The sequence below is a fragment of the Streptococcus sp. 27098_8_186 genome, assembly GCF_041432055.1.
In the GTDB taxonomy this organism is placed as follows: Bacteria; Bacillota; Bacilli; order Lactobacillales; family Streptococcaceae; genus Streptococcus; species Streptococcus dentalis.
Genome location: NZ_JAPVYV010000006.1, coordinates 105,198 through 118,452, shown reverse-complemented (window position 1 = coordinate 118,452; position 13,255 = coordinate 105,198). Strand labels below are relative to the sequence as shown.

Annotated in this window: 25 protein-coding genes; all 25 read right to left on the bottom strand. The window is 39.8% G+C overall.

Going from position 1 to position 13,255, the window contains the following annotated elements; translation table 11 throughout:
• Window positions 1–100: 100 nt before the first annotated feature.
• The 25 genes from O3602_RS07090 to rpsS all read right to left on the bottom strand — a co-directional run bounded on the left by O3602_RS07090 (window position 101) and on the right by rpsS (window position 13,184).
• Entirely contained in the window at window positions 101–1,372 is a 1,272-nt protein-coding gene (locus tag O3602_RS07090; protein WP_155173222.1) for a gamma-glutamylcysteine synthetase, read from the bottom strand.
• 254 nt (window positions 1,373–1,626) lie between these two features.
• Entirely contained in the window at window positions 1,627–2,013 is a 387-nt protein-coding gene (rplQ, locus tag O3602_RS07085; RefSeq protein WP_003002399.1) for a 50S ribosomal protein L17, read from the bottom strand.
• 11 nt (window positions 2,014–2,024) lie between these two features.
• Window positions 2,025–2,963 carry a DNA-directed RNA polymerase subunit alpha gene (locus tag O3602_RS07080; RefSeq protein WP_371611416.1) on the bottom strand — a complete coding sequence of 313 codons (939 nt, stop codon included), beginning with the start codon at window positions 2,961–2,963 and terminating at the stop codon, window positions 2,025–2,027.
• Between the two features lie 45 nt (window positions 2,964–3,008).
• Entirely contained in the window at window positions 3,009–3,392 is a 384-nt protein-coding gene (rpsK, locus tag O3602_RS07075) for a 30S ribosomal protein S11 (RefSeq protein ID WP_003010879.1), read from the bottom strand.
• A 23-nt stretch (window positions 3,393–3,415) separates the two neighbouring features.
• Window positions 3,416–3,781 (bottom strand): 30S ribosomal protein S13, encoded by a 366-nt coding sequence (rpsM, locus tag O3602_RS07070; protein ID WP_003009631.1) that lies wholly within the window; start codon window positions 3,779–3,781, stop codon window positions 3,416–3,418.
• A gap of 17 nt (window positions 3,782–3,798) precedes the next feature.
• Window positions 3,799–3,915: a 50S ribosomal protein L36 gene (gene rpmJ / locus O3602_RS07065; RefSeq protein WP_001808836.1), complete on the bottom strand. Its 117-nt coding sequence runs from the start codon at window positions 3,913–3,915 to the stop codon at window positions 3,799–3,801.
• A gap of 23 nt (window positions 3,916–3,938) precedes the next feature.
• The gene (infA, locus tag O3602_RS07060) at window positions 3,939–4,157 is read right to left on the bottom strand and encodes a translation initiation factor IF-1 (RefSeq protein ID WP_001029883.1); all 219 of its coding nucleotides are present in this window, start codon (window positions 4,155–4,157) and stop codon (window positions 3,939–3,941) included.
• A gap of 116 nt (window positions 4,158–4,273) precedes the next feature.
• Window positions 4,274–4,930 carry an adenylate kinase gene (locus O3602_RS07055; RefSeq protein ID WP_003010875.1) on the bottom strand — a complete coding sequence of 219 codons (657 nt, stop codon included), beginning with the start codon at window positions 4,928–4,930 and terminating at the stop codon, window positions 4,274–4,276.
• 96 nt (window positions 4,931–5,026) lie between these two features.
• Window positions 5,027–6,337, bottom strand: a complete 1,311-nt coding sequence (gene secY / locus O3602_RS07050; RefSeq protein WP_003010849.1) for a preprotein translocase subunit SecY — start codon at window positions 6,335–6,337, stop codon at window positions 5,027–5,029.
• A gap of 12 nt (window positions 6,338–6,349) precedes the next feature.
• Window positions 6,350–6,790, bottom strand: a complete 441-nt coding sequence (gene rplO / locus O3602_RS07045; protein ID WP_003002405.1) for a 50S ribosomal protein L15 — start codon at window positions 6,788–6,790, stop codon at window positions 6,350–6,352.
• Window positions 6,791–6,935: 145 nt separating this feature from the next.
• Window positions 6,936–7,118 (bottom strand): 50S ribosomal protein L30, encoded by a 183-nt coding sequence (rpmD, locus tag O3602_RS07040; protein WP_002894509.1) that lies wholly within the window; start codon window positions 7,116–7,118, stop codon window positions 6,936–6,938.
• 14 nt (window positions 7,119–7,132) lie between these two features.
• Window positions 7,133–7,627 (bottom strand): 30S ribosomal protein S5, encoded by a 495-nt coding sequence (gene rpsE, locus O3602_RS07035; protein WP_003009617.1) that lies wholly within the window; start codon window positions 7,625–7,627, stop codon window positions 7,133–7,135.
• Window positions 7,628–7,644: 17 nt separating this feature from the next.
• Entirely contained in the window at window positions 7,645–8,001 is a 357-nt protein-coding gene (gene rplR, locus O3602_RS07030) for a 50S ribosomal protein L18 (RefSeq protein WP_003010871.1), read from the bottom strand.
• Window positions 8,002–8,084: 83 nt separating this feature from the next.
• Complete coding sequence (gene rplF, locus O3602_RS07025) at window positions 8,085–8,621, bottom strand: 50S ribosomal protein L6 (protein WP_003009612.1); 537 nt, start codon at window positions 8,619–8,621, stop codon at window positions 8,085–8,087.
• Between the two features lie 189 nt (window positions 8,622–8,810).
• Window positions 8,811–9,209 (bottom strand): 30S ribosomal protein S8, encoded by a 399-nt coding sequence (gene rpsH, locus O3602_RS07020; protein WP_003010897.1) that lies wholly within the window; start codon window positions 9,207–9,209, stop codon window positions 8,811–8,813.
• Window positions 9,210–9,420: 211 nt separating this feature from the next.
• Window positions 9,421–9,606, bottom strand: coding sequence for a type Z 30S ribosomal protein S14 (locus O3602_RS07015; protein WP_001085699.1), 186 nt, complete (start codon window positions 9,604–9,606; stop codon window positions 9,421–9,423).
• Between the two features lie 17 nt (window positions 9,607–9,623).
• Complete coding sequence (gene rplE / locus O3602_RS07010; RefSeq protein WP_003009606.1) at window positions 9,624–10,166, bottom strand: 50S ribosomal protein L5; 543 nt, start codon at window positions 10,164–10,166, stop codon at window positions 9,624–9,626.
• A gap of 23 nt (window positions 10,167–10,189) precedes the next feature.
• The gene (rplX, locus tag O3602_RS07005; RefSeq protein WP_003002315.1) at window positions 10,190–10,495 is read right to left on the bottom strand and encodes a 50S ribosomal protein L24; all 306 of its coding nucleotides are present in this window, start codon (window positions 10,493–10,495) and stop codon (window positions 10,190–10,192) included.
• Between the two features lie 74 nt (window positions 10,496–10,569).
• Entirely contained in the window at window positions 10,570–10,938 is a 369-nt protein-coding gene (gene rplN / locus O3602_RS07000; protein WP_003002384.1) for a 50S ribosomal protein L14, read from the bottom strand.
• A gap of 25 nt (window positions 10,939–10,963) precedes the next feature.
• Window positions 10,964–11,224: a 30S ribosomal protein S17 gene (rpsQ, locus tag O3602_RS06995; RefSeq protein ID WP_000440801.1), complete on the bottom strand. Its 261-nt coding sequence runs from the start codon at window positions 11,222–11,224 to the stop codon at window positions 10,964–10,966.
• Between the two features lie 23 nt (window positions 11,225–11,247).
• Window positions 11,248–11,454 carry a 50S ribosomal protein L29 gene (gene rpmC, locus O3602_RS06990; protein ID WP_003002350.1) on the bottom strand — a complete coding sequence of 69 codons (207 nt, stop codon included), beginning with the start codon at window positions 11,452–11,454 and terminating at the stop codon, window positions 11,248–11,250.
• A gap of 9 nt (window positions 11,455–11,463) precedes the next feature.
• Window positions 11,464–11,877, bottom strand: a complete 414-nt coding sequence (gene rplP / locus O3602_RS06985) for a 50S ribosomal protein L16 (RefSeq protein WP_000960947.1) — start codon at window positions 11,875–11,877, stop codon at window positions 11,464–11,466.
• A gap of 3 nt (window positions 11,878–11,880) precedes the next feature.
• Window positions 11,881–12,534 carry a 30S ribosomal protein S3 gene (rpsC, locus tag O3602_RS06980; RefSeq protein WP_003002336.1) on the bottom strand — a complete coding sequence of 218 codons (654 nt, stop codon included), beginning with the start codon at window positions 12,532–12,534 and terminating at the stop codon, window positions 11,881–11,883.
• Between the two features lie 12 nt (window positions 12,535–12,546).
• A complete protein-coding gene (gene rplV, locus O3602_RS06975) occupies window positions 12,547–12,891 on the bottom strand; it encodes a 50S ribosomal protein L22 (protein ID WP_000818139.1) in 345 nt (114 codons plus the stop codon).
• Window positions 12,892–12,902: 11 nt separating this feature from the next.
• Window positions 12,903–13,184 (bottom strand): 30S ribosomal protein S19, encoded by a 282-nt coding sequence (gene rpsS / locus O3602_RS06970; protein WP_000533766.1) that lies wholly within the window; start codon window positions 13,182–13,184, stop codon window positions 12,903–12,905.
• Window positions 13,185–13,255: the final 71 nt, after the last annotated feature.

Here is a 13,255-nt window from a genome sequence, read left to right as displayed (position 1 = left end):
CATGACCTTCCCCTACTGTCAACACTTTTTTTAAAATTTTTTTACTTTCTTGAAAGTTTTTTGAAGGTATCAAAAAAAGCCTGTAATACAGGCTTTTCGATTAGTCTAGTTCTTTGTTGATGATTAGAAATTTTTCTTCTCCGAAGCCTCTTTTTATTAAACCTGATCTAGCTATGTCTATAAGATCTTTTGAAAAGGATTGAATGGCTTCTTTTTCCTTATCACTTAGAATTTTCTTTGAATATTTCTTTCTAAGTTTTCTATAGTCCTGTTCTTCATTTTTAAAAAATGGGCAATGTTCTATATAGTTTTCCATTTTTTCTAATTGTACAAATAAGCCTAGTTCAAAAGCTATCGGGGAAAAAGTGGTTTCTAATGGTTGTGTACAAACACTTCTAAATTCTACTGTTCCACGGGCAGTTAGATCCTGAAATTGGTAACTTCGATGCTGTTTTAGGTCTTCTTTTACAGGTATGATGTTTTTTTCATTCCCATCAGCTGTATAGGCTGTGATCTCTTTTTGATCTAGATAGTCTTTTACACGAATAGGTTTAAAATAATAGGATTTATCTTCTCTAGTTGCAGTAAAAATAGCTGTGCAAGCAAGATTATTAAAATACTCTTCTTCACTTTGGTAGTCCTTTGGATAAATCCCTACATTCTCCTTATAATAACCATGTAAGGATTCTTCCCAGAAAATATCTCTGGCAATTTTTGTATCCCAAGACTCTGCTGAAAATTCTGAGTTAGAAAACAAATATGCTTTTGCTGTTTCAATTTTATTAAATGCATTAATGATGCGAATATAGTTATCGCGCCTCACATCCAATTGAACCTGGTTTCCGCATATAAATGCTCCGTACGAAGGATAGGAGTGTGTCTTCATCCCTGTACCATTCATTGCAAGGAAAGCCATTAACATCTTGTATCGTTCGATTTTCACTGGGCTATTATCATTTTCTTTCCACAAAGGATGGATTCCGTGCCCTTGAATTTCGTGATTATTTTCTTGTAAAATCGGTTGAATGATCTTCAAATAGTCCTCAAAACGTTTGGCCACCTCATTTATAGAACAAGCTCTCTCAAATGCAAATTCAATTGTATTGTAACTCAACTCGAATAGAATACGATCTTTAGAAGAGCAGTGAATCAATTGAATGGGATTTTGATTGTCATCTATTTTTTCAACTTCAAAATCTGATAAGTTTGCTAAGGTTCGAAAAAGATTTTTCGTCACCTCTATATTTGTTTTGTTTCCATTTGTTTCTACAATCGGAAACTCTAATTCAACTCCGACAAAGAGTTTCGAATCCTCTTTCATATTACTAAGGTACTTCTCTTTTAGTAATTTAATTGCTTGTTGTTTTGTCATTGAATCCTTTTTCTTCTATTGGAGATATGGGTTCCATTATATCATTTTTTGCTATTCTCGACTACTCATGAAAAGCAAGACAAAACGCCTGCTTACGAAATTGTTTTAAATTAAAGCAATTTCGTAAACAAGCGTCTACCATTCATTCAATATGATGAGTGTTCCCGCTGGGGAAAATCCCCAGCGGTAGACCAGAGCTAGACTAAGAATAACAGTGTATTCCATCATCATAACACTCAACAAAATTGATGATATTATACCAATTCGATGATAGCCATTGGCGCAGCATCACCACGACGTGGTTCAGTTTTAAGGATACGAGTATATCCACCGTTGCGCTCAGCATAACGAGGTGCTAATTCAGAGAACAATTTTTGAAGTGCAGTTGTTTCTGAGTATTTACCTGTTTCTTCATCAAAGTTTTGTGATGCAACTTCGTTACGTACGAATGCAGCAGCTTGACGACGTGCATGCAAATCACCACGTTTACCCAAAGTAATCATTTTTTCAACTGATTTACGGATTTCTTTCGCACGTGCTTCAGTTGTTACAATTGCTTCATTGATGATAAGATCTGTAGTCAAATCGCGAAGCATCGCTTTACGTTGTGAGCTAGTGCGTCCTAGTTTACGGTAAGCCATGTATTCCTCCTCTATTTATCGTTTTTTAACCCAAGGCCTAAGTCGGCAAGTTTGATTTTAACTTCTTCAAGACTCTTACGTCCCAAGTTACGAACTTTCATCATTTCTGCTTCTGATTTTTCAGTCAAATCGTAAACAGTATTAATGCCAGCGCGTTTCAAACAGTTATATGAACGAACTGAAAGATCTAATTCTTCGATCGTACGTTCTAAAATGCGATCATCAGAAGTTGTATCTACTTCCTTCATAACATCTGTTGCAATAGCAATTTCAGTTAAGTTTGTGAATAGATTTAGGTGTTCTGTCAAAATACGGGCAGACAAACCTAAGGCATCTTCTGGAATAATTGTCCCATTTGTCAAAATTTCAAGGGTTAGCTTGTCAAAGCCATCGTTGCTACCAACGCGTGCTGGTTCAACTTGATAATTGACTTTTGTCACTGGCGTATAGATTGAATCTACAGCAAGTGTTCCCACTGGTGCATCATCTTTTTTGTTTTGATCAGCTGGAACATAGCCACGTCCACTGTTTACAGTAAGCGTTGCTTTCAACGTTGCTCCTTCTCCGATTGTAAATAGATAATGATCAGGGTTTACAATTTCGATGTCACTATCCGTAAGAATGTCTCCAGCAGTTACTTCTGCAGGTCCTTCTACATCAAGTTCAATAATCTTTTCGTCTTGGACGTAAGATTTAACGGCGATTCCTTTAACGTTAAGAATAATTTGCATAACGTCTTCACGGACTCCTGGAACGGTATCAAATTCGTGGAGTACCCCTTCAATGTTAATTGAAGTGACAGCTGCACCTGGAAGTGAAGCCAGAAGTACACGACGAAGTGAGTTTCCAAGTGTTGTACCATAGCCACGTTCAAGTGGTTCTACGACAAACACGCCATAATCTTTGTTTTCATCAATTTTTGTTATATTTGGTTTTTCAAACTCAATCATTTGCTATACTCCCTCTTAAACGAAAAGCTGTGTAATTGTTGATGATTATACACGGCGACGTTTTGGAGGACGAGCACCATTGTGTGGTACAGGAGTTACATCGCGGATTGCAGTTACTTCAAGACCAGCAGCAGCAAGTGCACGAATAGCAGACTCACGACCTGAACCAGGACCTTTAACAGATACTTCAACAGATTTAAGTCCATGTTCTTGAGCAGCCTTTGCAGCAGCTTCTGATGCCATTTGAGCAGCAAATGGTGTAGATTTACGAGAACCTTTAAATCCAAGTGCACCTGCAGATGACCAAGCGATTGCGTTACCATGCACATCAGTAATCATAACAATTGTGTTGTTAAATGTAGCGTGAATATGGGCAATACCAGATTCGATATTCTTTTTCACACGACGTTTACGTGTTGGTTTAGCCAAGATTTTTACCTCCTTATTTTATTTTATTTTTTCTTACCTGCAATCGCAACAGCTTTACCTTTACGAGTGCGAGCATTATTTTTAGTGTTTTGTCCACGAACTGGAAGTCCACGACGGTGACGGATACCACGGTATGAACCGATTTCCATCAAGCGTTTAATGTTCAAGTTTACTTCACGACGAAGGTCGCCTTCAACTTTGATTGCGTCAACTTCACGACGGATAGCATCTTCTTGATCTGGTGTAAGATCGCGAACACGAATGTCTTCAGAAACGCCTGCAGCAGCAAGGATTTTCTTAGATGTTGGAAGTCCGATACCGTACACATAAGTCAATGAAATTACTACACGTTTGTCATTTGGAATGTCAACTCCAGCAATACGAGCCATGTTTTCTCCTTTCTATTTTATCCTTGACGTTGTTTGTGTTTTGGATTTGCTGGGCAAATTACCATAACACGACCATTACGACGAATTACTTTACAGTATTCGCAAATTGGTTTGACCGATGGTCTTACTTTCATTTTTATCCCTCCAAGTTTTTCGACTATTTAAAGCGGTATGTGATACGTCCACGTGTCAAATCATACGGACTCATCTCCACTGTAACACGATCTCCCGCTAAAATACGAATATAGTTTTTACGAATTTTACCAGAAACTGTTGCTAAAATCTGATGTCCATTTTCAAGTTCAACCGTAAACATAGCATTCGGCATCGTATCGACTACTTTGCCTTCTACTTCAATCACATCGTCTTTTGCCACGCAAAAGTACCTCCATAAATTTCGATTCATTCCTCTGAGCACAGAGGTAACAATTATAAGTCAGACTAACTAATTGTAACACTAGTTGTCCAATATTGCAAGTATGAAAAACGCTTTTATTTCAAATTTGACAAGACTTTTTCAATGTCTGAAAATACATCATTGATATCTTGGTTCCCTTGGATGTCATGTACGAGTCCTTTTGAACGATAAAATGCAATGATTGGTTCCCCTTGTGCAATATTGACATCCAAACGACGTTTAACTGTTTCTGGTTTGTCATCTTCACGTTGGTAGAAATCATGACCTTGACAGTTATCACAAGTTCCTTCAACTTTTGTAGGATTAAATACTTTGTGGTAAGTTGCACCACAAGTACGGCAGATGAATCGACCACTCAAACGTTCTAATAAGCTTTCTGGGTTCACTTCAATGTTGATGACACCTTCTAACGTGATACCAAGATCTGACAAAGTTTGATCCAAGGCATGAGCTTGTTCAATTGTCCGTGGATAACCATCCAAAAGGAAACCTGTTTCTTTAATATCATCTTGAGCAAGGCGTTCTTTGACGATTCCATTGGTTACTTCATCTGGTACCAACTCACCTTTATCAATGTATGATTTTGCAAGCACACCCATTTCAGTTTGGTTAGCCATCGCTGCGCGGAACATATCTCCAGTGGAGATGTGCGCTACGTGAAACTCTTCAACGATTTTAGCTGCTTGAGTTCCTTTACCTGCTCCAGGCAACCCCATAATTAAAAGATTCATGATGAATTCTCCTTATTTTGTTTTTAAATGGAAGCAGGAGCGAATTCCTATTTCCATTTAAAAACAAAATAGAAGGCTGACAAAGTCAACCTTATTCTATTCTGTTGTTGTGTCCATAAATCCGACATACTTACGTTTTAATAAGTAGCCTTCTAATTGTTTCATTCCCTCAATACCTGTTGAAATAATGATTAACAAACTAGTTCCTCCAAGAGCAACTGCATCTGTCAAACCAAATAAATCTCGAGCTAGGATTGGAATGATGGTAATAAAGCCAAGGAATACTGATCCGACACTTGCTAAACGACGTAGCAAACGAGACATAAACTCTTCTGTCCCCTTACCAGGTCGAACGCCTGGGATATAGGCACCACTCTTTTGAAGGTTTTCCGCCGTTTTTTCAGGATTGATCTGAACAAACGTGTAGAAGAAGGTGAAGAGAATGATCAATAAGGCATACATTGCAACACCAGTTGGTGTGTTTGTAGCCAACATGGCTTGAGCTGTTCTCACCCATCCTGCATTGTACCCCATAGCGCTAATCACTTGGAAAATTGCAGCAGGCGCTGCTGTAATCGAACTAGCGAAGATGACAGGAATAACTCCTGCTGGGTTTACTTTCAAAGGAAGGTAAGAACTTGATGGAGCTCCTTGTGCAATCTTTGTATATTGGATTGGAATCTTGTATTGTGCTTGCTCTACAAAGGTTGTAAAGTAAACAATAACCAAGACCGCAAGGATTAATACCCCAACAAAAATGAGGGAATTGGTCATTTGACCAGAACGAACGTTCACAAATGCATTTTCATAGATTTCTTTAATCATCTCAGGAATTGATGACACAATCCCCGCAAAGATAATCATTGAAACACCATTTCCGTATCCTTTATCTGTGATTTGTTCTCCAAGCCAAGTCACAATCATGGAACCGGTCGTCAGAATCGCACCGATTAATAGATAAGTCTTAGTATTTGGAGTTGCGACTAATTTCGCCTGAGACAAGGTGTGGAAGGTTGCTGTAATCCCGATGGATTGAACAAAGGCTAGAACCAAAGAAATATAGCGTGTTGCTTGGTTGAGCTTTCTTCGACCAACTTCCCCTTGTTTGCCCCATTCAACAAACTTAGGTAACAGATCCATTTGCAAAAGTTGCACGACGATCGAAGCTGTGATGTATGGGCTAACCCCTAATGCGAAAACTGAGAAGTTCCTCATGGCATTCCCAGAAACCAAACTGAGCATGTTCAAGAAGGACACATCTTGAAGGTTGTTCAGAATTTTCGCATTTACGCCAGGCACTGTAATCGTAGTTCCAATGCGGAAAACAAGAATGATAAAGATTGTAAACAAAATCTTTGATCGTACCTGTTTTACCTTAAAAGCATCTTTTAATAATTTAAAAAACATAGGTCACCTCACTTAGATGACTTCAACTGAACCACCCTTAGCAGTGATAGCTTCTTCAGCTGATTTAGAAAATTTAGCTGCTTTAACAGTCAACTTCTTAGTCAATTCTCCGTTACCAAGAATTTTGATACCTGATTTTTCAGCTTTTACAATTCCTGATTCTACAAGTACTACTGGAGTTACTTCAGCACCATCTTCAAAGGCGTTCAATTGATCAAGGTTCACAATAGCATATTCTTTAGCGTTGATGTTTGTAAATCCACGTTTTGGAAGACGACGGAACAATGGAGTTTGTCCACCTTCAAAACCAAGACGTACACCGCCACCGCTACGAGCTTTTTGACCTTTTTGACCACGGCCAGAAGTTTTACCATTACCAGATGAAGTACCACGACCAACACGGTTGCGGACTTTACGTGAACCTGTAGCAGGTTGTAATTCATGAAGTTTCATTATTTATTTTCTCCTCTTTTGTAAATTGCTAACGCATGTAATCAGGAAAAGGTGTCCTAACTACAAACTCGCCTATACTTATATTTAGTTTTAGGGGATGAGAACCTCTCATACCCCTGAAAACTTTGTTTCTATTTTAAATAGATTATTTTACTTCTTCAACTGTTACCAAGTGAGATACAGCAGTGATCATACCACGTACCGCTGGGTTATCTTCTTTAATAACAGAACTGTTCAATTTGCCAAGTCCAAGTGCTACAACAGTTTTACGTTGTGACGGGATGCGTCCGATTGGAGACTTAGTCAAAGTAATTTTAATTTGAGCCATTTGAATCTCCTTTCTTAAGCCAAGTCAGAAACTGAAATACCACGAAGGGCAGCAACTTCATCAGCGCGTTTCAATTGTGCCAAACCGTTAACAGTTGCACGAACGATGTTGATTGGAGTGTTTGATCCAAGTGATTTAGATGTAACATCTGCAATACCTGCCAATTCGACAACGGCACGAACTGCTCCACCTGCAGCAACCCCAGCCCCTTCGATAGCTGGTTTCAACAATACACGAGCTCCACCAAATACTGATGTTACTTCATGTGGAATTGTTGTTCCAACCATAGGAACTTCGATCAAGTTTTTCTTAGCATCTTCAACAGCCTTACGGATTGCTTCTGGAACTTCTTGAGCTTTACCAGTACCAAATCCAACACGGCCATTACGGTCACCAACAACTACAAGAGCTGCAAAACGAAGACGACGTCCACCTTTAACAACTTTTGTTACACGGTTGATGGCAACTACGCGTTCTTCAAGTTCAACTGCATTATCTTTAAATGCCATTTTCTAGTGTCCTCCTATTAGAATTTCAATCCGTTTTCACGAGCTGCATCAGCCAAAGCTTTAACACGTCCGTGATATAGATATCCACCGCGGTCGAACACCACTTCAGAAATACCTTTAGCAACTGCACGTTCAGCAACGAGTTTGCCGACAACAACGGCTTGTTCAGTTTTAGTTCCTTTTGAAACTTCTTTGTCAAGAGTTGAAGCGCTTGCGAGCGTTACACCCGCTACGTCATCAATTACTTGAGCGTAGATGCCTGTATTAGAACGGAATACGTTCAAACGTGGGCGATCAGCAGTTCCAGAGAGTTTTCCGCGAACGCGACGGTGGCGTTTTTGACGGATTTTGTTTTTATCTGGTTTCGAAATCACAATTTTCACCTCTTAATTTTAAAATCATGTGCTAAGCACTGAGTTGGTAAGATGAAGGTTGGTTGAAAAACAACCAAACTACATTATTTACCTGTTTTACCTTCTTTGCGGCGAACGTATTCACCAACATAACGGATCCCTTTACCTTTGTATGGTTCAGGTGAACGAAGGCTACGTACATAAGCAGCTGTTTGACCAACTACTTCTTTTGAAATTCCGCTAACAACGATTGTTGTTGGGTTTGGAAGTTCAAAAGTAATTCCTTCTGGAGCTTCAACTTCGTCTGGGTGTGATTTACCAACAGCCAAAACAAGTTTTGATCCTTGAAGTTGTGCACGGTATCCAACCCCGCGCATTTCAAGTTCTTTCTTGAATCCTTCTGATACACCAGTAACCATGTTGTTCAAAAGGGCACGAGTTGTTCCGTGGATTGTTTTCATTTCTTTTGAATCGTTTGGACGGTGAAGTGTTACTTCAGTACCTTCCACACGGATTTCAATATCTTTTGAGAACTCACGAGTAAGTTCTCCTTTAGGTCCTTTTACAGTTACAACGTTGTCATTGTTAGTGATTTCAACACCAGCAGGCAACACGATAACTTTATTACCAATACGTGACATGTTTTTTATTCTCCTGTTAAATTGTCAGGCCTTTGCGGGCCAGTTTTCACGGGGTTTAAATCTTTTTGATTTAAAAGTTAATGTTTAGGTCTCAATTTCTAAGCGAATCGAGGCATTGTCTCGCAGACATAACTTTGGGTTAGACAAGAGACAATAACGAAGAGTCACAACGAAATTGGGAGCTAAATATTACCAAACGTAAGCGATAACTTCTCCACCAACGTTCTTTTGGCGAGCTTCTTTATCAGTAAGCAAACCTTCAGAAGTTGAAAGGATAGCAATTCCAAGTCCGTTAAGAACTTTTGGAAGATCTTCACGTTTTTTGTAAACACGCAAACCTGGTTTTGATACACGTTTCAAGTTTGTGATAACTTTTTCACCGTTTTGTCCGTATTTCAAGAATACACGGATGATGCCTTGTTTGTCATCTTCGATGAATTCAACGTTTTTTACAAAACCTTCGCGTTTAAGGATTTCAGCAATCCCTTTTTTGATGTTTGATGCAGGTACTTCAAGTACTTCGTGTTTTGCTTGGTTAGCGTTACGAATACGTGTAAGGAAGTCTGCGATTGGGTCAGTCATAACCATTATAATTTCTCCTCTTACTAGTAGTTTGCAAGTTGCACTTGCTAGTTAATGATTGAGCTAGGCTCAGAAAGTTTTGATACATACAAATGAGCATTTCTCATTTGAACACGAGCTACAACCTGGGCAAAAAAGATAGATTTGTCTTTGAGCAGAGCTCCTGCACCAAATCTCCTATTTTTGCTGGGGTTGTTACGCTCTTTGTATCATGCTATTACCAAGATGCTTTTGTGACACCTGGAATTTGACCTTTGTATGCCAATTCACGGAAGCAAACACGGCAAAGTTTAAACTTGCGGTAAACTGAGTGTGGACGTCCACAACGTTCACAGCGAGTGTATGCTTGAGTAGAGAACTTCGCTGGGCGTTTGTTCTTAGCAATCATAGATTTTTTAGCCATTAGTTTTACCTCCTATATTATTTTGCAAACGGCATACCGAGGCCAGTAAGCAATGCACGTGATTCTTCGTCTGTGTTCGCTGTAGTTACGATTACGATATCCAAACCACGAGTTTTATCAACATCATCAAAGTTGATTTCTGGGAAGATCAATTGTTCTTTCACACCAAGTGTGTAGTTTCCGCGTCCATCAAATGATTTTGTTGGAACACCATGGAAGTCACGTACACGTGGAAGTGAAACTGTTACCAATTTATCCAAGAATTCGTACATACGTTCACCACGAAGGGTAACTTTTGCACCGATCGCAACACCTTCACGAAGACGGAAGCCGGCGATTGATTTTTTAGCCTTAGTGATCAATGGTTTTTGACCTGAGATCAAAGCAAGCTCTTCAGCAGCTTTTTCAAGGTTTTTAGCATTTGACACTGCATCACCAACACCCATGTTCAAAACGATTTTATCAACTTTTGGCACAGCCATAACTGATGAATAGTTGAACTGTTCAGTCAATGATGGTACTACTTCATTAAGGTATTTTTCTTTTAAACGATTAGCCATTATACTTCTCCTTTCCTTCGTGATTAGTCAAGCACTTCGCCTGATTTTTTGTTGTAGCGAACTTTTTTGCCGTCTACAAATTTGTAGCCAACACGTCCAGCAACACCGTTTTTGTCCAAAACTTGAACGTTAGAAGCATGGATTGGAGCTTCTTTTTCAACGATTGCACCTTGAGGGTTTTCGTTATTTGGACGTTGGTGTTTCTTGATGATGTTTACACCTTCTACAACAACTTTATTTACTTTTGGAAGAGCAGTAAGAACAACAGCTTCTACGCCTTTGTCTTTACCAGCGATAACGCGAACTTTGTCGCCTTTTTTTACAAACATTTTATTCTCCTTTTATTCTTACGCCCGATGGGCACCCTGGCTAAGCCAGGGGACTGTGTTTGTTTTTTTATTGATTAAAGTACTTCTGGAGCAAGTGATACGATCTTCATGAAACCACCGTCACGCAATTCACGTGCAACTGGGCCAAAGATACGAGTTCCACGAGGAGTTTTGTCGTCACGGATGATCACTGCTGCATTTTCGTCGAACTTAATGTATGAACCATCTTTACGACGAGCACCTGATTTAGTACGAACGATAACAGCTTTTACAACGTCACCTTTCTTAACCGCACCACCAGGAGTAGCTTGTTTTACAGATGCAACGATTACATCACCGATGCTCGCGAATTTACGTTTTGAACCACCAAGAACTTTGATTGTCAAGATTTCGCGTGCGCCACTGTTGTCAGCGACTTTCAAACGAGTTTCTGTTTGAATCATTTACGTTTTCTCCTTTCAGGTATGATTAGATGATGACCGCTTCTTCAACGACTTCTACAAGACGGAAGCGTTTTGTAGCTGAAAGCGGACGAGTTTCCATGATACGAACGATATCGCCTTCTTTAGCAACATTGTTTTCATCATGAGCTTTGTATTTTTTAGAATAGTTGATACGTTTACCATAGACTGGGTGGTTACGTTTAGTTTCAACTACAACTGTGATTGTTTTGTCCATTTTGTCAGACACAACGCGTCCAACAAGAACTTTACGATTATTGCGTTCCATTGAAATTCTCCTTCCCTAGTCTATTATTTAGCTTCTGATTGAACAGTTTTGATACGAGCGATTTGTTTTTTCACTTCTTTCAAACGTCCAGTTTGTTCCAATTGACCAGCAGCTGCTTGGAAACGAAGTTCAAACAATTCTTTCTTCAATTCATTTTCACGCTTCGCGAGTTCTTCTTGAGAAAGACCACGAAGTTCTTTAACAAATTCTTTTACTTCTGTAAGTTTCATGACCTCTCCTTATTCTGCTTCACGTTTCACAAATTTAGTTTTAACTGGCAATTTGTGGCTAGCAAGACGAAGTGCTTCGCGTGCGATCTCTTCAGATACACCAGCGATTTCGAACATCACTTTACCACGTTTAACTGGTGCTACCCAACCTTCAGGAGCCCCTTTACCAGATCCCATACGTACCCCGATAGCTTTAGCGGTGTATGATTTGTGTGGGAAAATCTTAATCCAAACTTTACCACCACGTTTCATGTAACGAGTCATGGCGATACGAGCAGCTTCGATTTGACGGTTTGTGATCCAGTGGCTAGTTGTAGCTTGAAGACCGTATTCACCGAATGCTACTTCTTTTCCACCTTTTGCTTCACCGCGCATTTTACCACGGAATTCGCGACGGTGTTTTACACGTTTAGGTACTAACATTGGTTATTTACCTCCTTTAGCGTCTTTACGAGCCGGAAGAACTTCACCACGGTAGATCCATACTTTAACACCAAGTTTACCGTAAGTAGTGTCTGCTTCTTCCCAAGCGTAATCGATATCAGCGCGAAGTGTGTGGAGTGGAACAGTTCCTTCAGAGTATCCTTCTGCACGGGCAATATCTGCACCGTTCAAACGACCTGATACTTGAGTTTTGATCCCTTTAGCTCCAGCACGCATAGCACGTTGGATTGCTTGTTTTTGTGCACGACGGAAAGCAACACGTTGTTCCAATTGACGAGCGATTCCTTCACCAACAAGGTGAGCATCCAAGTCAGGACGTTTGATCTCAATGATGTTGATGTGTACTTGTTTACCAGTCAATTTGTTAAGAGCTGCACGAAGTGCATCAACGTTTGCTCCACCTTTACCGATAACCATACCTGGTTTAGCAGTGTGAAGAGAAACGTTAACTTTGTTTACTGCGCGTTCGATTTCAATAGTTGAAACGGCTGCGTCAGCCAATTCTTTTTGAATGAATTTACGGATTGCAAGATCTTCATGAAGGTAATCCGCGTATTCTTTTTCAGCATACCATTTGGCATCCCAATCACGGATGATACCAACACGCATACCAATTGGATGTACTTTTTGACCCACGAGTTTACCTCCTTATTTTTCTGCAACAGCTACTGTGATGTGAGCTGTACGTTTGTTGATTGGTGAAGCTGAACCTTTCGCACGTGGACGGAAACGTTTCATTGTTGGTCCTTCGTTTGCGAATGCTTCAGATACTACCAAGTTAGCTTTTTCCAAACCAAAGTTGTTTTCAGCGTTTGCTACTGCTGAGTTCAACACTTTAAGGATGATCCCTGCAGCTTTGTTTGGTGTGAATGTCAAAATAGCGATGGCATCGGCTACGCTTTTACCACGGATGTTGTCAAGAACAAGACGTGATTTACGAGGTGAAACACGCACTGTACGAGCCATTGCTTTAGCTGAAGTAATTTCTGCCATTTATGTTCTCCTTATTTTCTACGTGTCTTCTTGTCGTCTGCCGCGTGACCTTTGTAAGTACGAGTTGGTGCAAATTCACCAAGCTTGTGACCTACCATGTCTTCTTGGATGTAAACAGGTACATGTTTACGTCCATCATAAACTGCGATAGTGTATCCGATGAAACTTGGGAAGATCGTTGAACGACGTGACCAAGTTTTAATTACTTTTTTCTTTTCGTCGTTTGCTTGAGCTTCAACTTTTTTCATCAAATGCTCATCGACGAAAGGTCCTTTTTTAAGACTACGTCCCATTTTGTAATTTTCTCCTTTAAAATTTAGTACCACAGCGGCTTGCGCTGCTAGGCAGCGCTACCGAGCTGGCG